Origin of the sequence: Paenibacillus macerans, from assembly GCF_050565405.1 — a bacterium.
In the GTDB taxonomy this organism is placed as follows: Bacteria; Bacillota; Bacilli; order Paenibacillales; family Paenibacillaceae; genus Fontibacillus; species Fontibacillus macerans_B.
The window spans coordinates 43798-65801 of the sequence record NZ_JBNYYG010000011.1 but is presented as its reverse complement, the minus strand read 5'-3'; the positions used below and the strand labels follow the sequence as shown (position 1 = coordinate 65801).

At 54.7% G+C, this 22004-nt stretch carries 18 protein-coding genes; 7 read left to right on the top strand and 11 right to left on the bottom strand.

Annotated elements, in window-relative coordinates:
- Positions 1 to 51 precede the first annotated feature (51 nt).
- The 5 genes from ACQ4N8_RS09745 to ACQ4N8_RS09725 all read right to left on the bottom strand — a co-directional run bounded on the left by ACQ4N8_RS09745 (position 52) and on the right by ACQ4N8_RS09725 (position 7198).
- On the bottom strand, positions 52 to 2334 hold the full coding sequence (locus ACQ4N8_RS09745) for a DNA topoisomerase 3 (RefSeq protein WP_430704158.1): 2283 nt from the start codon (positions 2332 to 2334) through the stop codon (positions 52 to 54).
- A gap of 190 nt (positions 2335 to 2524) precedes the next feature.
- The gene (locus ACQ4N8_RS09740) at positions 2525 to 4012 is read right to left on the bottom strand and encodes a glutamate synthase subunit beta (RefSeq protein ID WP_430704157.1); all 1488 of its coding nucleotides are present in this window, start codon (positions 4010 to 4012) and stop codon (positions 2525 to 2527) included.
- 169 nt (positions 4013 to 4181) lie between these two features.
- Positions 4182 to 4670, bottom strand: a complete 489-nt coding sequence (locus ACQ4N8_RS09735) for a dihydrofolate reductase (protein ID WP_430704156.1) — start codon at positions 4668 to 4670, stop codon at positions 4182 to 4184.
- 26 nt (positions 4671 to 4696) lie between these two features.
- Complete coding sequence (gene thyA, locus ACQ4N8_RS09730) at positions 4697 to 5491, bottom strand: thymidylate synthase (protein WP_430704155.1); 795 nt, start codon at positions 5489 to 5491, stop codon at positions 4697 to 4699.
- A 99-nt stretch (positions 5492 to 5590) separates the two neighbouring features.
- Entirely contained in the window at positions 5591 to 7198 is a 1608-nt protein-coding gene (locus tag ACQ4N8_RS09725) for an alkaline phosphatase family protein (protein WP_430704154.1), read from the bottom strand.
- 368 nt (positions 7199 to 7566) lie between these two features.
- On the opposite strand from ACQ4N8_RS09725, the gene ACQ4N8_RS09720 reads away from it, so the two are divergent.
- On the top strand, positions 7567 to 8340 hold the full coding sequence (locus ACQ4N8_RS09720; RefSeq protein WP_430704153.1) for a hypothetical protein: 774 nt from the start codon (positions 7567 to 7569) through the stop codon (positions 8338 to 8340).
- A 60-nt stretch (positions 8341 to 8400) separates the two neighbouring features.
- On the opposite strand, the gene ACQ4N8_RS09715 is transcribed toward ACQ4N8_RS09720, so the two are convergent.
- Complete coding sequence (locus ACQ4N8_RS09715) at positions 8401 to 9339, bottom strand: hypothetical protein (protein ID WP_430704152.1); 939 nt, start codon at positions 9337 to 9339, stop codon at positions 8401 to 8403.
- 185 nt (positions 9340 to 9524) lie between these two features.
- Here ACQ4N8_RS09715 and ACQ4N8_RS09710 point away from each other — a divergent pair, with 185 nt between their 5' ends.
- From ACQ4N8_RS09710 to ACQ4N8_RS09685, 6 genes are all read left to right on the top strand, one after another.
- Complete coding sequence (locus ACQ4N8_RS09710) at positions 9525 to 9812, top strand: ArsR/SmtB family transcription factor (RefSeq protein WP_430704151.1); 288 nt, start codon at positions 9525 to 9527, stop codon at positions 9810 to 9812.
- A gap of 4 nt (positions 9813 to 9816) precedes the next feature.
- On the top strand, positions 9817 to 12333 hold the full coding sequence (locus ACQ4N8_RS09705) for an FAD-dependent oxidoreductase (RefSeq protein WP_430704150.1): 2517 nt from the start codon (positions 9817 to 9819) through the stop codon (positions 12331 to 12333).
- A 178-nt stretch (positions 12334 to 12511) separates the two neighbouring features.
- The gene (locus ACQ4N8_RS09700) at positions 12512 to 13513 is read left to right on the top strand and encodes an ABC transporter substrate-binding protein (protein ID WP_430704207.1); all 1002 of its coding nucleotides are present in this window, start codon (positions 12512 to 12514) and stop codon (positions 13511 to 13513) included.
- Between the two features lie 26 nt (positions 13514 to 13539).
- Complete coding sequence (locus ACQ4N8_RS09695; RefSeq protein WP_430704149.1) at positions 13540 to 14283, top strand: helix-turn-helix domain-containing protein; 744 nt, start codon at positions 13540 to 13542, stop codon at positions 14281 to 14283.
- 33 nt (positions 14284 to 14316) lie between these two features.
- Positions 14317 to 15132, top strand: coding sequence for a hypothetical protein (locus ACQ4N8_RS09690; RefSeq protein WP_430704148.1), 816 nt, complete (start codon positions 14317 to 14319; stop codon positions 15130 to 15132).
- Positions 15133 to 15251: 119 nt separating this feature from the next.
- Positions 15252 to 16085 (top strand): class I SAM-dependent methyltransferase, encoded by an 834-nt coding sequence (locus tag ACQ4N8_RS09685; protein ID WP_430704147.1) that lies wholly within the window; start codon positions 15252 to 15254, stop codon positions 16083 to 16085.
- A gap of 399 nt (positions 16086 to 16484) precedes the next feature.
- Here ACQ4N8_RS09685 and ACQ4N8_RS09680 read toward each other — a convergent pair whose 3' ends face one another.
- The 5 genes from ACQ4N8_RS09680 to pdhA all read right to left on the bottom strand — a co-directional run bounded on the left by ACQ4N8_RS09680 (position 16485) and on the right by pdhA (position 21856).
- A complete protein-coding gene (locus tag ACQ4N8_RS09680; protein ID WP_430704146.1) occupies positions 16485 to 16679 on the bottom strand; it encodes a hypothetical protein in 195 nt (64 codons plus the stop codon).
- Between the two features lie 330 nt (positions 16680 to 17009).
- Entirely contained in the window at positions 17010 to 18425 is a 1416-nt protein-coding gene (gene lpdA / locus ACQ4N8_RS09675; protein ID WP_430704145.1) for a dihydrolipoyl dehydrogenase, read from the bottom strand.
- Positions 18426 to 18428: 3 nt separating this feature from the next.
- Complete coding sequence (locus tag ACQ4N8_RS09670) at positions 18429 to 19730, bottom strand: dihydrolipoamide acetyltransferase family protein (protein ID WP_430704144.1); 1302 nt, start codon at positions 19728 to 19730, stop codon at positions 18429 to 18431.
- Positions 19731 to 19758: 28 nt separating this feature from the next.
- Positions 19759 to 20739, bottom strand: a complete 981-nt coding sequence (locus ACQ4N8_RS09665) for an alpha-ketoacid dehydrogenase subunit beta (protein ID WP_430704143.1) — start codon at positions 20737 to 20739, stop codon at positions 19759 to 19761.
- A 49-nt stretch (positions 20740 to 20788) separates the two neighbouring features.
- Positions 20789 to 21856 (bottom strand): pyruvate dehydrogenase (acetyl-transferring) E1 component subunit alpha, encoded by a 1068-nt coding sequence (gene pdhA / locus ACQ4N8_RS09660; protein WP_430704142.1) that lies wholly within the window; start codon positions 21854 to 21856, stop codon positions 20789 to 20791.
- Positions 21857 to 22004: the final 148 nt, after the last annotated feature.

Sequence of the window (22004 nt, the reverse complement as noted above, 5' to 3'; positions counted from 1 at the left end):
CCGGTCCCCGAGGGAACAGGCTGCATCGTATCCACTGAAAGAGATATGCCTTTATAAGGTGGATGATGACACCGTACTGTCGGCCTGCTCCAGCGCAAGCTTTCCGGTATTGCGGTCGGCAAGGGCGATCCTCGCCTTGACCTCTCCGCCCGCTTGTTTGAACGTTAGCAATTGGGTCTGACCTTTGGTCAGCAGCGCATTCAGCATCGAAGCCGAAATCTTCTTGCCGGTAAATTCCTTCCAAATCACGAAGCCGCAGCCCTGCTTGTAATGCGTACAGCCGTATCCTTTGCGGCCTTCGATCAGCTGGCCGCCGCAGCCCTCGCGCGGACATGGCGCGAGCGGCTGCAAGCCGCCGGACGCCGCCGGTTTCGCGGCGGCCGAAGCGCTGCGCGCTGCGCCGTCCGGGCTGGCGCCCCGGCCGGTTGTGCCGCCGCCGTTCCGGCTTCCGCCCCGGCGGCTCCCCTTGTCCGCCTCCTCCGTGCCGAACATGGAGGCATCCGCCTTTTGCTGCGTGCGCACCTTATCGATGATCGAGACCGTAAACCGGCGGACGTTGTCCATGAATTTTTCCCGGGCCGCTTCGCCCTTCGAAATTTGATACAACCGCCGTTCCCATTGGCCGGTCATCTCCGGCGAGGTGAGCAACTCGACGCCCGCGCGGCGGATCAGCTCCACCGCCGTCCGGCCCTTCTGCGTGACGGTGATCTTCTTGCCTTGCATCGTGATGTAGCCGACCTTCTTCAGCCGCTCGATCGTTGCAGCCCGGGTGGCCGGCGTGCCGAGTCCGGCATCTTTCATCACCTCGCGCAGCTCTTCGTTCTCCAACTGCTTCCCGGCGCTTTCCATGGCCTTGAGCAGGGTCCCCTCCGTAAAATGCTTCGGCGGCTGCGTTGCTTTCTCTTTGGCTTGTGCGTCTGCGCAATTCACTGGACGATCGCGGTCGATCTGGAACGGTTCGCTGATCAGCTCTTCCGCATCGTCTTCCTCGTCCTTTTTCTTGCCGCGGCCCCCGCCGGATTTGGTACCGTCGTCACCGGGAAGGCATACCTTCCAACCGAGGGACAGCAGTTCCTTCACGTTCGTTTTGAACGTTTCTCCCTCCACCTCGGTTAGGACCGTATGCTGCTTGTATTCCGCCGCCGGATAGAAATGCGACAAAAACCGTCGGATCACCAGGTCGTAAACGTTTTGCTCCTCTTTGCTCAAAGTGCCCGGCCGTCTCAAGGTCGGCAGGATCGCATGGTGGTCCTCGACGCGCGACGGATTGCAGACGGCCTTGTTGCCTACGTGCACCAGCTTCGGATTACCGCCTTCGGCCAGCTCCCGATAACCGGACGATTTCAGCATATGCAGCACCTTATGCATCCCGTCGATGTTTTGCTCGGTCACGTAGTTGGAGCTTGTCCGCGGATAGGAAATGACCTTATGCCGCTCGTACAGCGCTTGGGCGATATCCAGCGTTTTTTTGGCGGAATAGCCGTATTTGGCGTTGGCCTCCCGCTGCAGCAGGGTTAAATCGTAAAGCTTGTAAGGATACTCTTTCGTCTCTTTGACCTCATATTCGGTGATCCGCCCTTCCTTGCCGCGGACCTTCTCGGCGATCGCCGCCGCCTTCTCCCCGTCCGTCAGCCGATCGCCCTGCCAGCTGCCCGTATATTTGCGCGTATCCTGCTCGAACTCCGCCTTAATTTCATAGTAGGTCAGCGAATCGAAGTTTTCGATTTCCTTCTGCCGGTCGTAAATCAGCGCGAGCACAGGCGTCTGCACCCGTCCTACCGACAGCAGCTCCCGGTGTTTCGTCGTGAACGCCCGCGTGGCGTTCATCCCGATTAGCCAATCCGCTTCGCTGCGCGCCCGGGCGGCCATCGTCAAATTTTCGAACTCCGCCGCTTCGTGCAGCTCGGCAAAACCTTTGGCGATGCTCTCGCTCGTCAGGTCGGAAATCCACAGCCGTTTAACGGGTTGCGTCAATTTTAACTGCTGCTGGATCAACGCAAAAATATACTGCCCTTCTCGCGCGGCGTCGCACGCATTGACGATCGCGTCGCAGCGTTTGGCCAACTCGCCGATCGTTTTCAATTGATCTTTGGTTCGCGGATTCGGTACAATTTTGAATTGATCCGGCAATATCGGCAAATCCCCGAAATTCCATCGTTTGTATCGATCGTCGTAGGCATCCGGCTCGGCTAGGCCCAGCAAATGGCCTATCGCCCAAGTAATGATGTAGCGCTCCCCCTCCAGATAGGATCGATTATTTTTCGCTTTCGGCTCGATCACCGCAGCGATCGTACGGCCCATATCCGGTTTTTCGGCAATCACGAGCGTTTTCATGCTTAAGCGCCCCTTTTTCTCCTCTATTCCTTTAGCGACGGGATGGCCAGCATCCAGTTATCGGATGACAACTTTAACTTCTACAATGTTAAAAGAGCCGCGCTCCGCGCAGCTCTAGTAAGCTAGTATCTATTATACCATATCGAAAAAACATCGTCCTACGTTTCTTTTAAGCGGTTGTTCCCGCATTTTAAGCCAATACCGTCGAGCCCATCAAATATTTATCCACTTCGCGGGCCGCTTCCCGGCCTTCGTTAATCGCCCAGACCACCAGGCTTTGACCGCGGCGCATGTCGCCGGCGGCAAACACCTTGTCGACGTTCGTCTTGAACTGGCCGTATTTCGCCTTTACGTTGGTACGCCGGTCTTTTTCGAGCCCTAACTGGTCGGCCAGCGTCGATTCCGGTCCGTCGAATCCGATCGCGATCAGCGCCATTTGCGCCGGGAAGACGCGTTCCGTGCCCGGGATCGGCTCGTAGATTTTGCGGCCGGTCTCGTCGACGATCCGCTGAATCTCGACGGTGTGCAACTCCTTCAAGTTGCCGTTCTCGTCGCCGACGAAGCGCGTCGTCATGATCGAAAACTCGCGCGGGTCGCTGCCGTAAAGCGCCTTGGCTTCTTCCTGCGCATAGTCGAGCGTGTATACGTTCGGGAACTGCGGCCAAGGGTTATTGATCGGATCGCGCTCCAGCGGCGCTTTGGCGTGCGTACCGAACTGCGTGATGCTGCGGCAGCCGTGGCGCAGTGCCGTCGCAACGCAGTCGGAGCCGGTGTCGCCGCCGCCGATGACGATAACGTCTTTGCCTTCGGCCGACAAATATTGCCCGTCCGCGAGCCCGGAGTCCAGATAACTCTTGATCGTACCGTTCAGGAAAGGCATGGCGTAATGCACGCCGTTCAAACCGCTGCCTTCGATGTTGAATTCGCGGGGTTTCGTCGCCCCGCCGCACAGCACGACCGCGTCGAACTCGTCAACGAGCTGCTGGGCCATGATATCTTTGCCGATTTCCGTATTCGTGATGAATTTGACGCCCTCGGCGGCAAGCAGATCCACGCGGCGCTGCACGACCGCCTTATCGAGCTTCATCGTAGGAATCCCGTACATCAGGAGGCCGCCGATCCGGTCGGAGCGTTCATACACGGTCACCTCGTGGCCCGCTTTGTTCAGTTGGGCCGCGCAGGCCAGTCCGGCCGGGCCCGAACCGACGACGGCAACTTTACGGCCTGTCCGTTTCTCCGGAGGTTCGGGAACGACCCAGCCTTCCTCGAACCCTTTATCGATAATGGCCTGTTCGATCGTCTTGATCGTGACCGGCTGTCCGATCAGCCCTACCGTGCAGGAGCCTTCGCAAGGCGCGGGGCAGACCCGCCCGGTGAATTCCGGGAAGTTGTTCGTTTTATGCAGGCGGTCCAGGGCGTCCTTCCACAAATCGCGATAAATGAGGTTGTTCCACTCGGGAATCAAATTGTGCACCGGGCAGCCCGCCGTGCCTCCGGCCATATCCACGCCCGTATGGCAATACGGCGTTCCGCAGTCCATGCAGCGCGCGCCTTGGGTCCGCAGTTCCTCGTCGGACATATGCTTATGAAATTCTTCCCAGTCCTTCACCCGTTCGGACGGGCTCCGGTCTCCCGGAAGTTCGCGTTTGAACTCCATAAATCCAGTTGGTGTAGACATCTATAAGTTCCCCCATCCGTTATCTTATCAAATGAACGAAAAAGCCGATCGTCAAAAAAAATGGCGATTCGATACTTTTCATATGCCGAAACAGTGTATCTTGATGTTAGCATTCGGGAAAAATGTTATTAATGGATTAATGATATGATAATTTGCACTTATCATCACATTATTTTCGGCGTTCATAAGTCAGAAAACGGTAATCATAAAGGTTCTTCTCGTCTCGGACTCCCTGCTCCTCATGCACTAATTCAAAATTCTCCCAATCGAAGTGAGGAAAAAATACGTCTCCTTCGATCTCTTCGTCGATCCGGGTTACCAGCAACCGATCGGCCAAGGGCAGAAAATGCTGAAACACGCCCGCTCCGCCGATGACCATGAGTTCTCCGCGTTCCGCGTACTTGAGCGCTTCCTCCACCGAATGCACAACATCGGCACCCTCCGCTTGATAGGAAGCGTCTGCGGTTAATACGACGCTATGGCGGTTCGGCAGCGGCTTGCTCCCCATCGACTCCCAGGTTTTTCGGCCCATGACCATCGTTTTGCCGGTCGTTTGCGCTTTGAAAAATTTCAAATCGGCCGGCAATCTCCAGGGCAGTTGATTATTCCGGCCGATCGCCCCATTCTTGGACATAGCCCAAATCAGCGTGACTCCCATCATTCCGCCCCTTTCTTGATAACGTGTTATACCGCTACCGTCGCTCTGATTGCCGGATGATATTGATAGTCGACGAATTCGAAATCCTCGTACACATAGTCGAAAATGGAATCCGGTTTCCGTTTGATGACCAGCTTCGGCAGCGGGTAAGGCTCACGTTCCAGCTGGGTCTGCACCTGCTCGACATGGTTATTGTAAATGTGGACGTCCCCGCCGGACCAGATAAACTCGCCGACCGTAAGGTTGCATTGCTGGGCGATCATATGCGTCAGGAGCGAGTAGCTAGCAATGTTGAACGGCAGCCCGAGGAACGTATCCACGGAGCGCATCGTCAGCATGCAGCTCAGCTTGCCGTCAGCGACGTAAAATTGAAACACGAAATGGCACGGCGGCAGCTTCATTTGATCGACTTCGGCCACATTCCAAGCGCTGACCAGATGGCGGCGCGAATCCGGATTGTTCTTGATCGCTTCTACCACGGCGGCAATCTGATCGATCTTCCGCCCGTCCGGCGCTTCCCAGGAGCGCCACTGCGAGCCGTACACCGGCCCCAGGTCGCCGTTCTCGTCCGCCCACTCGTCCCAAATGCGGACGCCGTGCTCTTTAAGATAAGCGGTATTCGTTTCGCCTCTCAAAAACCACAGCAGCTCGTGAACCACCGATTTCAGGTGGATACGCTTGGTCGTTACAAGCGGGAATCCTTCATTCAAATCGAAGCGGAGCTGTCTGCCGAATACGGAACGCGTCCCGACGCCGGTCCGGTCCTCCTTGGCGGTTCCGTTCTTTAAAACATCCTCGAGCAAATCCAAATAATTTCTCATTAAGCGAACACCCCGTAACATTGGTCTAATCTTCCCTATTATAGCAGACTTCCCTGCCTAATGGACTCCCCTACGTTACAAGGTACATAACAGGTCGTGTCAATGAACCGGCTTTGGCGTTACTTTCCCTCCGTCAGGGCGGCGCTCTCCCGGGTTCAGCAGATTTAGCAAAAACGGCTTCAAATCCACGATGCGTAAAAATTCCGGCTTGTCGTTCGTTCCACAAATGATCAGCGGGACCAGCGAAGTCGATTGATCCAGCCCGCCGTGGGCTCCGCCCCCGGGATGCGTCGGCGAGCCCGCTTCAGCCAGCTCATAGCCCGGCTTGGCGGTCGCGATCACAAATCGGCCTTCGTGCGAGTTGAGCGCTCCTTGCAAGCGCCGCAAGGGATCGGGATACTTACCGTACATCAGTTTCGTATGAGAGGAATCTACCGCCTTCCGCTTCAAATCGAGGACCTGGTCATCGCCCTCCACGGTCCACGTTTGGCGGTAATCATCCGCCAGGCTTCCTCCGGGCTTAAACCGCAGCGTTGCCTTCGAGCCGCCTTTCACGCAGGTAATCCATCCGTTTTCCTGCCAGACGATCATATCGATGCGCTGTTCCGCTTGGAGCACGTCGGCCAGTTCCGTTAAGGAGATCTTCGGCTTCAGGCTGTACACGTAGGCCATCGTATCGTTTACGCCCAATGCGACTTCGGTCTCCGGCTTGACGGTTCCTCCCGTGGGCAGGATGTTATAGCGTTTGAGCAGCTTCGGCAGTTCGATCACCGGATTCCGGTCTTTGGGCAGCACCTGACTCATCCCGTTGTCTCCGGCCACGATAAAGATCGTTTCGCGGAGCGCCTGCTCATAGCTGCCATAAGCCTGCAGCAGCTCCTGCAAAAGGCGGTCCGTTTCCCGGATGCCGCGAAGGTCGGCCGGGCCGCCTCGATGCACTTTTCCGTCCAGTTCGGGCAAATACACGAGCAGAAAATCCGGCAACTGCTTGGTCCGAATTAAATGTTTGGCGGTTTCGACGGCATAGCGGTCGTTGAAGCCCATTTGGTCCGTGGGCCCGTCCGGCAAGGAAAGGGTTCCTTCCAGCGGGTTCGCCAAAGCTCCGAACGTCAGGAAGTCCGGCCCTTTTACCGTCAAAGATTTAGGCAGCGCACCGAGCTCGCTAAGCGGCATCGGCAGCCGGAGATTGTTCTCCTTCGGCCCACGGTACATCAAGGCGTTCACCGATCCGGAGGTTAATCCGCGCTGATGCAGGTCATCATAGATCGTCGGCAACCCGGGATTCAAATGTCGTCCGTTCAGCTCGACCAACGTATCGTTCAATACCTGCCTCGTTCCCCGGCGCAGCACCTCCAACGGCGCAGAGCCGTAGCCGATCACCTTGCTGCCGTTTTGGGGGTACCAGGTCAGCCCGGGGAGATGATGTTCGTCAGGATAATGCCCGGTAAGCAGCGAGCTGTCTATGCTCACGGACATCGTCGGAAAAGTGCTGACCATATTTTTATAGTACTGGCCGTGTTCGATTAAATATTGAAACGCGGGAAGCTCGTGCTGCCGGACTCCCCGGTCAATCGCTTGTGCCATCAGGGAGTCCACGAGCAGGAAGATGACCTTTTTCGGGGAGGAATGCTGTTCGGACGCGGCTTGGATACGAAGCAAACCTGGGTCTTTTGCCGTTTGCTGGCTTTGGCAGCTTGCCGTCGCCAAGCAGATGCATATCCATGCAAACCCATATCTTAGCAGGAGTAGCGGTATCTTAATGCGCAACATGGTTCACCAGCCTTAACGTTTAGGCTTAGTATGTCAATTCGCGCCGCAACAATTCGTACGGAACCAAATCCTGGCCATTTCAATGTCCAACGAGTAATGATGAGAATCGCTAATCAATATAGGAACGCCAGTTCGCGAAAAGGGTTGACATTGTATTATTGGAAGGTTATAGTATTATTACCAATTCCAAATAGAACGCGCGAGCGAAGCACCTCGCAAGATTGGCGTTAACGACGCTTTTCTTGGATGTGCTTTTTTGCGTGCTATTTAGGAAGCAATTATTTTTGGAGATGGGAGCTGAAGGTATGAATGGATGGAGAAAATTCCGGTCGTCGTTGCTGGTCTTTGGCATGCTGGTCCTGCTGCTTTGCGGTACGGCTCAAGCCAAACCCGCCGACTCCTGGAATGCCGCTTGGGACGGCATCGATGCCGTGTACGACGGTCTTACGATGGTTCAGTCGCTGGTTAAACAGGAAAGCGCCGAAATCACGGCGCTCAGGAAGCGAAACAATGAGCAATTGTCGGCAATCAACGCTAAAGTCAAAGCGATCGACCGGCCGCTTCTCGACCGCCTGGCCGCCGAAGGCGAGTCGCTGCAGCGCAAGCATGCTGCCTTGCTGGAAAATTACTCGTCGCTGGGCAAGCAAGTAACGGCCGCCAAGAAACGTAAGGACAACAAAGCGGCGGACCTCCTGGAGCTGAAACGCAATCAACTGAAGCCGGCGGCCACCGCAGCGGCCGCGGAGATCAAGGCCAAGAAAGACGCGCTTGCGGCGGCCAAGAAAGCAACGGCCGGCAAGGCAAAAATCGTCAAGGATGCCTTGATCCCGGTGCAGACGCTAAAGAAGCAAATCACCGCCGAGAACAAGACGATCGCCGCGGTCCGCAAAGTGCTCTCCGCAGCGGATAAACGCTACAAATCCAGCGTTAAGCAAGGCGACGCGGTCGGTGCTTTGCTGGAGCTAAAAACGGTTAGCGACCAAACCAATCAAGTACATGCTTCACTCAAGAAAGTCTATGAATGGGAGAAGAAAATCGCCCAAACTCTTGCATCCGCCGCTACCAAGCTGCCGAAGTAGGTATCCATTAAATGTTCAAAGGAAGACCGGAGGGACGGAGGTCTCAACGCATCAATGCAATTATGGAGAAGTATATCTCCCGTAGCGGGTTTCGAGCTGGGTCAAATGCTCTCCATCGCCGTGGAGAAACAGCGTATTGATCCCCTCCGCCCCGTTCCATTCCATGCCTAGCAGAATCCCCTTTTCAGAGGACTTGGCCGCAAACAGAAAAGAGAACGTGTTCTGGTCTACCTCCCCTTGGTCATCCACTCGCCAGACCCCGTTCGTATCTTCCGCGACCTTTGGAAAGTCCAGATACGAAACCCCTTGTTCCCGGTTCAAAATCAGACTAAACATATGTTCATTGCCGGTCCGCTCGAAATGAGCCAAATAGAGATCGTTATCTCCCGCGATATCAGCGAGGTGCAGCAATTTTTGCAGCTTTCTGTCCTTGTCGGTTTCGATCTTTCGCCATAGGGTCTCATCCTTTACCGGCTGTCCGTCGGTCGTGATACCAAGCAGCGACCCCAGCGGCATGGCGAGCTCATGGAAGAAATAGTACGTTTCATTCTGCTGCGCCTTGCCTTCGGTGACCGAAAATACATGCCCTGCCAAATGATCGAAATTGTTGGATAAATCCCGTCCCGTCCCGGCATCGTCCCCCTCCTGCCAATTTTCGTACTTCACGGATATCACGTTCCCGTTCTCCCCGATCGCATAAGCGAACTGCGACAACAAATCCTTTTGCGTGTTCTCTATCCCCGTAGCGATCAGGCGTCGTCCGGTTTCGTCCGTAAAGCCGAAAATCATTTCCAGCTTGGCTAGGTCCGCTTCTCCCCCCTTCTCGTGGGGTTCTAAAGTTTCCTGTTCGGAGTCGACTTGACTTTCAGTTTCGCGATCCTCTGCGTTGATCACTTGTTGCTCCGCCTTCATCCCGCTCCCGACCGGACTTCCCGGATCCTGGAAGCAACCGGTTAGCAGCACCACCAGCAGCAGGAAAAGACTCCTTGATTTTCGCATGACCAGGCCTCCCGACTTTTTCAACGCATGACTAGTCATTGTATATAACTCACCAAGCGCACCCATGTTGCTCCATCCGCTGAAGGATATTTATAAAATGTTTGCTTGGTAAAATTGTGAGTTACTATATTGCTATATCGTAATATTGCGTTATAATGATAATTAGGAAATCGAGGTGAATCTATATGGATAACAATTTCAAGGCTTACCAAGAAGCTGCCGACATGCTGAAGGCGTTAGCCCATCCCGTGCGTCTCTGTATCGTACGAGGTTTGCTGGATAAGAAACAATGCAACGTTACTTATATGCAAGAATGCTTGGAGCTCCCTCAATCGACCGTATCGCAGCATCTGCAAAAGTTGCGCAGCTTAGGCATCGTGGAGGCGGAACGCAGCGGTTTGGAAGTGAACTATAAGCTGGCCAATGATAAAGTGACCAAACTGGTTCGCCATTTATTTGAGGAGGAGAACTGAAATCATGAGCAAAAAAGTGTTGATCGTCGGCGGTGTTGCCGGAGGAGCTTCCGCAGCCGCAAGGCTTCGTCGTCTGGATGAGGATGCCCATATCGTCATGTTTGAACGGGACCCGTACATTTCGTTCGCCAACTGCGGACTCCCCTATTATATCGGCGACTCGATCAAGGAGCGTTCGAAGCTGTTGGTTCAAACCCCGGAGGCGATGCATCAACGGTTTAATATCGATGTACGGACGGAAAGCGAAGTGATCGGGCTTGATGCGTCCAGCAAAACGGTTCGCGTTCGCAGTAAAGAGCGCGGCGAATATACCGAAAGCTATGACGCGCTAATCCTATCGCCCGGCGCCAAGCCGATTCGCCCTAACCTGCCCGGCATCGAGAGCAGCCGGATTCATACCCTGCGGAACATTCCGGATACCGACCGCATCAAACGCCGGGTCGTGGACGAAGGAGCGGCTACGGCCGTCGTCATCGGCGGCGGTTTTATCGGCGTGGAAATGGCGGAGAACCTTCGGGAACTCGGCTTGGACGTCACGTTGATCGAAGGCGGCCCGCAAATTTTGGCACCGTTTGATCCCGAAATGGCCGGCGTATTGGCCAAAGAGCTGGAAGATCACGGCGTTAAATTGCTGATGTCGCAGACCGTAAAGTCCTTCGCGGAGCAAGGAACAAACATTGAAGTGCAAACCTCGGACGGGTTGACATTAACCGCCGATATCGTCATATTGGCAATCGGCGTTGCGCCAGATACGGCTTTCCTGAAAGATACCGGCATGGAGTTTGGCCCGCGCGGCCATATTATCGTGAACGACAAGCTGGAAACGAACCTCAGCGGCATTTATGCCGTTGGCGATGCCGTGGAAGTCACGGATTTCGTGAACGGGACCAAAACCGCGATTCCTCTGGCGGGACCGGCCAATAAACAAGGCAGAATCGCCGCCGACAACGTGTGCGGATTGGGAAATGCCTATAAGGGATCGCAAGGAACCTCGATCATCAAAGTGTTTGGCCTCACGGGTGCCGCAACCGGAAATAATGAAAAAACGCTGCAGCGGTTAGGAATTCCCTATCACGTATCCGTGGTTCATCCCAATTCTCATGCTTCTTATTATCCGGGGGCAACGCCGATCTCGATCAAGCTTCTATTCCAAAAAGACGGAACCGTGCTTGGCGCGCAAGCGGTCGGCTATGACGGCGTCGATAAACGGATCGACGATATCGCTGCGGTGATACGCTTCCGCGGAACGGTGACGGATTTAACCGAGTTGGAGCTGGCTTATGCCCCTCCTTATTCCTCGGCCAAGGATCCGGTCAATATGGCCGGGTACACGGCGGAAAACATCATTAGCGGGCGTACGCATGTATTCGCCCCCCGGGATCTGGCGGCGCGGGATGAACAAACTACGCTGCTGGTCGATGTCCGCTCCGAAATGGAACATGCCAATGGCCATATTCCCGGTTCCCTGCTGATCCCGGTGGATGAACTCCGCGGTCGCCTGCAGGAGCTCGATCCCGCCAAGGAGATTTGGGTGTATTGCCAAGTCGGTTTGCGCGGTTACACCGCTTCGCGGATCCTGCAGCAAAAAGGCTACAAGGTCCGTAATTTGACTGGCGGCTATAAGTTTTATCAAATGGCCAACTACCAACCGGATCAGACGAATGCGGCGACCACGCAGCCCAAACTTGACGCTCAGCCCGAAATCGCCGCAACGGCGATGTCAACGGCCCCGGCGTACGCCCCCCACACTTCGGAGAAGACGGCTAATAATGCCGCGCTCCATGCCGACGCAGAGCTGGACGCTTGCGGATTATGCTGCCCCGGTCCGCTCATTCAAGTGAAGCAGACCATGGATCGATTGCAAGAAGGCCAAGTGCTGCACGTGACCGCTTCCGATCCTGGCTTTTATGAGGATGTGCAGGCTTGGGCAACGATGTCCAAACACCGCATGATCCAGGTCAGCAAAAACGCGAACGGCCTCATTGAAGCTTACCTGTGCAAAGAAGGGACAGACCGTGACGCCGAAACATCGGCGACGCCCGTTTCATCCCCGGAAGGCACCACTATGGTCGTGTTCAGCGGCGATCTGGATAAGGCGATCGCTTCCTTCATCATCGCCAACGGCGCGGCGGCCAGCGGCAAAAAGGTGACCTTGTTTTTCACCTTCTGGGGTCTGAACATTCTCCGCAAACCGGAAAAGGTCCCCGTCGCCAAAAGCTTCATCGGCCGCATGTTCGGCGCGATGATGCCGCGCGGCAGCCGGAAGCTGTCCCTCTCCCGCATGAACATGCTGGGCATGGGCGCGAAAATGATCCGCGGCGTGATGAAAAAGGGCAACGTCTCCTCGCTCGAGGAACTGATGCAAACCGCTATCGACCAAGGCGTGGAAATCGTCGCCTGCCAAATGTCCATGGACGTGATGGGCATTCGGCAGGAAGAACTGCTCGCCGGCGTCAAAATCGGCGGTGTCGGCTATTATTTGGGCAAAGCCGATCAATCGGGCATTAATTTGTTTATCTAAGTTCGATCTCGTTCATAGGAAGATCGCCGCAGCCTGGGCCCGGAAGGGTTTGCTGACGGCGATCTTTTTTGTTGCCTCTCTTCTGCAAGCAAAACCTCCCGATCTCCTGCATTTTGTCCAAAAACGGCCTTCATTTCATCTATTGCCAATATCCAAAGCCGTTTATATAATCTTGATAATGATTATCATTATCTTTAAAGTGAAGGGGTTATCGTATGTACAAGAAAAGCAATATGATGGACTTGCGGCCGTTCTGCTCGGATTCATGATTTTGGCGGCTTGCGGCCGGATGTCGGAGCCGGAGGACAATCCTTCAGAAACGGCGGCTCAAGGCGGTGCACCCGTAACGCGTGTTTACATAGACGTTCAAGGCCGCGAAGTCGAAATGCCGGCCAACCCGCAAAAAATCGTGTATATCGGCAGCAAACCCGGAGACCTGCTTGCCCTGGGCGTAAAGCCGATCGGCGCATCGCTTAGCGTGGTCGCCGGCCAGATTGCCTATTCCGAAATGATCGCTGGCATCGAAGATGTCGGCTACCCCTATTCCGCCGAAAAGGTACTATCCTTAGAGCCTGACCTTATCCTTTTCGACGACTGGGACATCGACGGACTGGCATCTCTGGAGAAAATCGCGCCCACCGTCGTCGTCGGAACGGATGATGCTACGCCTACCCGAGAACGCGTCGGACGCATCGCGGAATTGCTTGGCCGAGCCGATGCCGCCGCAGCCTGGTTTGCCGCCTATGACGCCAAAGCGGCGGACGTAAAGAAGAAGCTTGATCTGCAGGGCAATGAGACCGCCTTATCGCTCCTGCTGTTAGGCAAAGATATGTACGTTATGGGCAATCAAGGGCTGAACGCGACGCTTTACGATCAACTTGGCTTTAAACCTTCCGACGGCGTTCGACAGCTGATCGATCAGAACGAGCGATTTGCCGACATTTCCGATGAAGTGCTGCCGGATTATGCAGGGACGTACATTTTCATCTTAAGCGACAGCGCCGACGAGACGGTTGCCGCTCGGACGAAATTGACCGAAAGCACCCTTTGGAAGACAATACCTGCCGTCCGGGAAGGCCGGGTGTATACGCTGGATAGCAAATACAATTTTAACGACCCGATTACGCTGGACCGGCTCCTGGACGAAATCGCATCCATTATGACGAACGAAGCCGGGTAATCCGGCGAAAGGAGGTTCCCCTTCGCATGCTCCCCGCTCATATGCCAAATCCCGGCGGATGGCCCTATCACCTCGAATATCGGGGTTGTTCGGCATCCGTTACTCCATCCGGCTTCCATCGTCTTCTTATTACGGAGAATCACGATAGCAAAGAACTTTACTATGCCGCCATTCTCCTCGCTCCTCACCAGGAATGGAAACCAGACGGCTCGATAAACCCGGACGCGAACTGTTGCCTGAGCTTCCAACTGTATCAGCCCGGCGACCCGTTGCCGCTGCAGACCAAGGTCGAAGGTCTTCCTTACGGCCGTTCGATACCGCTGGAACCAGCCGCGCAAGCCGCGGAAATCATCGCCCAGTTGCGCGTTCGTCACGAGGCAACGTCGCTCGCTGCTTCGCTTGCCCAGCATATCCATCTGCAAAAGCTTCTGTTGTTGCTGTTGTCCGCCAGTGAGCGCAAGCCCTCCGACGTTGAACGGGCCGTTCATCAAACGATCGATTATATTCGCCAAAATTTTAACCAACCGATATCGGTCGCCCAGCTACAGAAGCTGTCCGGGATGGGGCGTTGGCAGTATCAGGCGATGTTTCGGCGATTGACGGGCCAACGCCCCCTCGATTTCATCAACGAGCTTCGGATGGAAAAAGCCAAGCAGCTTCTGTCGATGACCGGCGGGCCGCTTCGTGAAATCGCCAAAAGCGTCGGGTTGAAAGACGAATATTATCTAAGCCGGCGCTTTAGTCAATTCATGGGAATCCCACCCAAATAATATGCCGGGCTTGCCTCCCGCAAACGCGAATTGGTGCGAACCGCCGGTGCTGCAGGAATCGCCCATCCCCAACGGATTGTAACGGAAGGCCGGATGCTCGGCGATCTGATTCAGCTCGGCGTCACGCCGCAGGCAGCGGCCATCTCCGTCATCCGGGATCAAGTCGTGTTTGCGCCGTTGTTGGAAGCTGTAGCCGATATCGGGGCCGATGCCGACGCAGAACGTATCGCGCCGCATCGGCCCGACTTGATCTTGTGCGGGGCGTTGGACGATGCCCGGCTATATCAATTGGGCCAAATCGCATTTACGCTGTCGATCGATCGCGCCGTAACGACGAACGACCGGTTGAAGTTGGTGGCCGCTCAGGTAGGCAGGCAATGGCAAGCCGAGGAATGGATACGGGAGCATGAGCGTAGCGTTCGAGCCATGTGGCGCCAGATCCGCACCGAACATCGTCTGGCAGAGACGCAAACGGCCACCTGCTTTATCCTGATCGAACGAAACCTGTACGTCATGGCGTCCCAAGGGCTTCCGGCAACCGTCTATCATCCGGACGGGTTCAGACCTTGCGAGAAAGTCGAACGCATGATTCGGGAACGAGTGGATTTTCGGCGCGTGCAGACCGACCGGTTGGGAGAATACGCGGCGGATCGTTTCTTTATACTGGTTGGCCGGCACCCCGGATCCGCCGGCTTCGCCGAAGAGCTGCTACAAGACGGAACGCTGCACAAGCATGCGTCTTTCGTTCATGTCGGTGAGGGCATATGGAACTTTGACGACGCCTACACGCGGCATCGTCTGCCCGGCGCGTTGCCGGAACTGCTGCGGACGCCAACGGCGGCTCCCTGAAGAAGATCGTTTCCGGCATGCTGCCAGCCATACTGATTCTTATTTTCGCTCGTTCCCCCAGGTATTGTATAATCGAAGTACCTTTTCTTAATCAATATCGCCCAAAGGAGTGAATTCTCTTGACCGAGCAGATCCGTCAAAACAATGTGGAACGATTCAGCGGGTTCGGCGAGCTGTATGACCGGAATCGCCCCAAGGCCCCGGAGGAAATCGTCAACATCCTTACGATGTATTTGGGCCGGCACCCGGAGGTGGTTGCCGATGTCGGCTGCGGGACCGGCCTCTCCTCTTTTGTGTGGCTGGAGCATGCGGACCGGATCGTTGGCGTTGAGCCAAACGATGACATGCGCGGCGTAGCCGTGGACCACTGGAATGAGCGAAACGCACCCGCTAACTTAGAATTCGTCAAGGGCTTGTCTTACGAACTGCCGTTTGAAACTTCCACCGTCGATATCATCACATGCTCCCAATCGTTCCACTGGATGGACCCGCAGCCCACGTTGCGGGAGTTCGCCCGCGTTCTTCGGCCCGGCGGCTTCTTTGCCGCCTATGATTGCGACTGGCCGCCGGTTAGCCTGCCGGAGCTTGAACAGAGCTATGAACGCCTGACCGCGCTGGCCGAAACACGCGCCGGCGAATTGGCCGGCGCGGAGAAGCAAGCCCATAAATGGCCCAAAGACGATCATTTACGGCAAATCCGCGAGTCGCAGCTGTTTGATTTCTCCCGTGAAATCGTGTACCACCATTGGGAATCATGCGATGCGGACCGGTATGCGAATCTTGCTTTCAGCCAAGGCGGACTGCAAACCGCTTTAAAGCTGGGCGCAAGCGAGCTAATCACGGCCGCGGAACAGTTCCGGCAGCAGGTAACAGAAGCTTTCGGTGGCGAAACGCGTGAAATCCTGTTTTGTTACCGCATGCGTCTGGGCAGAAAAAAAGGGCAAGACCGATAATTTCGGACCTTGCCTTTTTTAGCCTAAACCTGTCATCCCTCTCACTACCGAACTGGCGCTATATCGAAAAAGCAAAGGCCTATAACTCTGATAGTTCAACTTCGTTCCATTTCAACTCGTAGAAAATAGGCGGGTAATATACAGGATCGATCCATTGATGTACCCCATCCACCAACTCTCCCAAAAGTATGTTTCCCGTCCCATCTTTCTGCAGTTTCCATTTTCCGCTTGCGATCGCTTTGCCTGCTAACACGAGTTGGGTTGCATCTGGATAGGAAAGACCCTCCCCCACTGATTTCACGTTCACAAATTGGGTTTTGTCTTCACTTGATGATATATTGCTAGTGGACGACGAATTCCATACCTCGATAAAATTGAAACCTTTCAACTTCTTCTCTACTATTCTTTCGCTGGAAAAATCGGGAGAGTCGCTATACTTGCCTTCTTGTGGGTTTTCACTTCAATATCACCCCACTCCTCGATTTTAAAGCCATTAAACTTCCCTTTAAAATATTGAGGAAAATCCACTTCACGATTGGCAAAAACCACAGTTTCAAAACCGCTTCGGTTACTATCAAGCTCCCAAATTCTCATGAATGAAACCACCTCCTAACGATAGGTAATCCCTCATAGTTATTATACATCCATAAGGGATAAATAAAGGCTTATTCTGTAAGTCTGCCGAGTTTTAATTGGCCAGTCAATATTTCATTATCTACTGCACTTTTACATTTGAGCTTGTTTGGACTCAGCCACCTCTTTGTATAGAACGAATCACGCCTTCTTTCCCGATCCAACATGATCTCATCGTTGTATGCAAAAAAAGGGCAAGACCGTTAAATCGGTCTTGCCCAAAGTCCGCTTAGGAGTTAATCAGCCACTCTCAGGAGGAGTGGGACAAACGGTCGTTACATAACGTCATGCTTAGCGGGAGATCACGTGGATCGGATGTCCTTCGACGAGCTCCGCAGTTTCCATCACGATCTCGCCCAGCGTTGGGTGAGCGTGGATGGTTAATGAGATATCTTCCAGCGTGGCGCCCATTTCGACCGCAAGACCCAGCTCGGCGATCAGGTTGGAAGCTTCGAGCCCGACGATTTGCGCGCCGAGAACCACGTTGTTATCCGCATTGGCGACGATTTTGATAAAGCCGTCCGTTTGGTTCAGGGAAGTCGCGCGGCCGTTGCCCGCAAACGGGAACTTGCCGGCTTTGACCTTGAAGCCTTTTTCCTTCGCTTCCGTCTCCGTGTAGCCTACGCTGGAGCATTCCGGATCGGTAAATACGACGGCCGGAATCGCTTTGTAGTCGACGACGGAAGGCAGTCCGGCAATCGCTTCGGCAGCGACTTTGCCTTCATAGGAAGCTTTATGCGCCAGTGCAGGGCCGGCTACGATATCGCCGATGGCAAAGACGTTCGGGTTGCTGGTGCGTCCTTGCTGGTCGACTTTGACCAGGCCGCGGTCGGTCAATTCCACGCCGGCCAATTCCAGGCCCAGATCCCCGTCGGTGTTCGGACGGCGTCCTACTGTAACCAACAGGTAATCGGCGGTCACTTCTTTGCTTTCGCCGTTTACGGAGTATTTCACCGTCACGTTCTTGTCGGTTTGCTCGGCGCTTTCCGCTTTCGCGTTCGTCACGATTTCGATGCCGGTTTTGGCCATGCTCTTGGCCACAAGACGGGTCATGTCCTTGTCGAAGCCAGGCAGCACGGTATCCATGCCCTCGATGATCGTTACTTTCGTGCCGAACTTGGAGAACATTTGACCCAGCTCGGCGCCGATGTAGCCGCCGCCGATCACGATCAGGCTGCTAGGAATTTCTTGCAGCTCCAAAGCTTCCGTCGAGGACAAAATGCGGCCGCCGAACGGGAAAGGCTTCAGTTCGATCGGACGGGAACCGGTAGCCAGAATGCAATGCTTGAAACGGTAGCGCGGCGATTCATGATCATTGAAGGCGCGGGCTTCGTTTTCGTTGATGAACATCACTTCGCCGCTGAATACTTCCACTTTGTTACCTTTAAGAAGACCCGCAACGCCTTGAGTCATTTTGTTGACGACGCCGCTTTTGAATTCCTGGGTTTTCTTGAAGTCCACCTTGACGTTCTCCGCCGTAATCCCGAACGCGTCGGCATGCTGCGCGGACTCGTATTGATGGGCTGCCGAGATCAGCGCTTTGGACGGAATGCATCCGCGGTTCAAGCAGACGCCGCCAAGCTCCGATTTATCCACGATCAGCACTTTTTGCCCCAGTTGGGCGGCGCGGATGGCCGCCACGTAACCGCCGGGACCTGCACCGACTACTAATGTATCAATATCAAGAGAAGCATCTCCTACTACCATTGATTACACCTCCATAACGAGCAGCTCAGGATTCGCGAGCAGCTGTTTGATATAGTTCATAAAGTTTTGCGCGGTTGCGCCGTCGATCAGACGGTGGTCGAAGCTGAGCGACAAGGCCATAACCGGAGCGACGACGATTTCACCGTTGCGCACGACCGGTTTTTCGCTGATCCGGCCCGTACCCAAAATCGCAACTTCAGGGTAGTTGATGATCGGTGTAAAGAACATGCCGCCGGCGGAGCCGATGTTCGAGATCGAAATCGTGCTTCCTTTCATTTCGTTCGCCGACAGTTTTCCTTCGCGGCCGCGTGCAGCCAGGTCGGAAATCGCTTCGGCGATCATCCAGATGCTCTTGCGATCGGCGTCCTTGATGACCGGAACGATCAAGCCGTTATCCGTATCGGTTGCAATCCCGATGTCATAATGCTTCTTATAGACGATTTCGTTGTTCGCTTCGTCGATCGAAGCGTTAAGCGCCGGGTATTTCCGCGAAGCGGCGACAAGCGCTTTGACGATGAACGGCAGATAGGTTACTTTGACGCCTTTCTTCTCGGCAACCGGCTTCATGCGGGTACGGAACGATACCAGCTCGGTGACGTCCACTTCGTCCATGATCGTAACGTGCGGTGCCGTATAAGCGGATTTGACCATCGCATTGGCGATTGCTTTGCGGATGCCTTTGAACGGTACGCGCTCTTCGTCCGCGCCGACCGGGATAGCCGTTGGCGCTGCGGCCGGAACCGCCACCGCTGCCGCCGCTGGTGCTGCCGCGTCTTGGCCAGCCGCCGGAGCTGCTGCCGGAGCACCGCCGTTCTTGAAGGCCTCCACGTCTTCGCGAGTGATTTTGCCGGCTTTGCCGCTGCCCGGAACTTGGGCGATGTCGATGCCTTGCTCGCGAGCGAACTTGCGAACGCTAGGCGTTGCCAGTACTTCGCGGTTTGGCGCTACAGGAGCTACCGCTGCTGCTGCCGGAGCCGCGGCGCTGGCCGCTGGTGCCGTCTCTGCCGGAGCCGGTGCTGCAGGTTCTTCATGAGCCGGAGCGTCCCCTTGATCCGGAATGTCGCCTTCCGCATCGATGACCGCCACGACTTGGCCGACGCGGAAGACCGCGCCGTCGGTGCCGAATACTTCCTGCACCGTGCCGTTCACCGGACAAGGCACTTCCACGACCGCTTTGTCGTTTTGAACCTCCATGATAATATCTTCGTCCGTTACTTTGTCGCCTGGTTTAATATGCATTTTGATGATTTCGCCTTCATGCAAACCTTCCCCAAGCTCAGGAAACCGGTATTCAAACTTTGCCACAGGAAAGACCTCCTATTTCTTATTCGATTTAGAATTCTAGAACTTTATTGACGCCCTCGATAACGCGGGCCGGCGACGGCAGCCATTGGTCTTCGATTTGCGCAAACGGATATACGGTATCCGGCGGCGCTACGCGAAGAACCGGAGCTTCCAGGTGCAGGATCGCTTTCTCGTTGATTTGGGCAATGACTTCAGCCGCAATGCCGGCCGATCTTTGCGCTTCCTGAACGATAATGACGCGGTTGGTCTTCTTCACCGAAGCGACGATCGTATCGATATCGAGCGGCACGAGGGTGCGCAAATCGATGACTTCCGCTTTGATGCCTTTCGTTTTCTCCAGTTCCTCCGCCGCTTTCACCGCCGTATGCACCATCAGGCCGTAGGCGATGATCGTCACGTCGGAGCCTTCGCGAACGATATTGGCTTTACCCAACTCGACGGTGTATTCGCCTTCCGGCACGTCGGCGCGGAACGCATGGTACAGGTTCAAGTGCTCCATAAAGAATACCGGATCGTTATCGCGAATCGCCGAGATCAGCAAGCCTTTGGCGTCATAAGGGTTCGAAGGAATGACCAGCTTGATCCCCGGCGTTTGGGCAATCAGGCCTTCCAAAGCGTCGGTATGCAGCTCAGCCGCTTTAACCCCGCCGCCAAACGGCGTGCGGAACACGACCGGAGCGTGGTAACGTCCGCCGGAGCGATAGCGCATGCGGGCCGCTTGGATGAGGATTTGGTCCAAGGCTTCGAAAATAAAGCCGACGAACTGGATTTCCGCAATCGGACGAAATCCTTGGATCCCGAGGCCTACCGCCATGCCGCCGATGGCCGATTCCGCCAGCGGCGTATCCATCACGCGCTCTTCACCAAACTCTTTTTGCAAACCTTCCGTTACCCGGAATACCCCGCCGACGTTACCCACGTCTTCGCCGAAAATTAGGACGTTCGGATCGCGTTGCAATTCGACGCGCATTGCGTCGCGAATCGCTTCTTTCATATTCATTTGTGCCATTGCTTGTATCCTCCTCTTTAGAACGATCAGACTGATTTAGACGTACAATTTATTGAAAATCGGCTTTTTGCTCTTCCAGATGCTTCGGCGTATGTTCGAACATGCTGTCGATCAGGCCTGGAATCGTCATTTTTTCCGTTTGTTCCGCTTTTTTGATTTGCTCGTTGACTTTGGCTTTCGCTTCCTCTTTCACGCGAGCCGTATCTTCATCGGTCCAGAGACCTTTCTTCTCCAAGTATTTCGCGAGGCGGGCAATCGGATCTTTTTCGCTCCACTCGCCTTCTTCTTCTTTCGTGCGGTATTTGGAAGTATCGTCGGACAAGGAGTGCGGACGGAACCGGTAAGTTACCGCTTCGATCAGCGTCGCGCCTTCTCCGTTACGGGCGCGTTCAGCTGCTTCTTGAACCGCGCTGATGACGGCGAATACGTCCATCCCGTCGATTTTTACGCCGCGGATACCGGCGGCTACCGCTTTGTGAGCGATCGACAACGCCGCGGTTTGTTTCGAGAACGGCGTCGTAATGGCATAACCGTTATTTTGCACGAAGAAAATCACCGGCAGCTTGAATACTCCAGCATAGTTCAATGCTTCATAGAAATCGCCTTCCGAGGAACCGCCGTCGCCCGTATAAGTAATGGCTACTTGTTTTTGCTTCTTGAGCTTATAGCCCATCGCGATCCCCATCGCATGCAAAACTTGCGCGCCGATAATGATTTGTGGCATAAGTACATTGACGCCTTCCGGAATTTGACCGCCGTGTTGATGACCGCGGGAATACAGGAATGCTTGGTACAGCGGGAGGCCGTGCCATACGAGCTGCGGCATGTCGCGGTAGCCCGGGCAGACAAAGTCGTTTTTGTCCAATGCGAATTCGCTGCCGACCATAGTCGCTTCTTGTCCGGAGACCGGAGCATAGAATCCGAGGCGGCCTTGGCGGCCCAAATTAATCGCCCGTTCATCCCAAGTACGGGTAAATACCATGCGGTACATCAATTCTTTCAATTGGTCGTCGGTCAGAGCCGGAACTTTATCTTTGTTAACGATTTCACCGTCCGGCGAAAGCACGGTCAAAGCTTCGACTTCTTCCGTGTATACTTCATAAGGAATCTTGCTCATTTTTTTCACCTCGACTAAATATTTGATTATCTTGTTCCTCTGTTATAGAATTATTATACTCCTGTTACATCTTAGAAGTCAAAGGAATTGAGGATAATTGTGTTATATTTTTATTTTTGTGTATGTAACAGTTCACCAAAAATAGTAT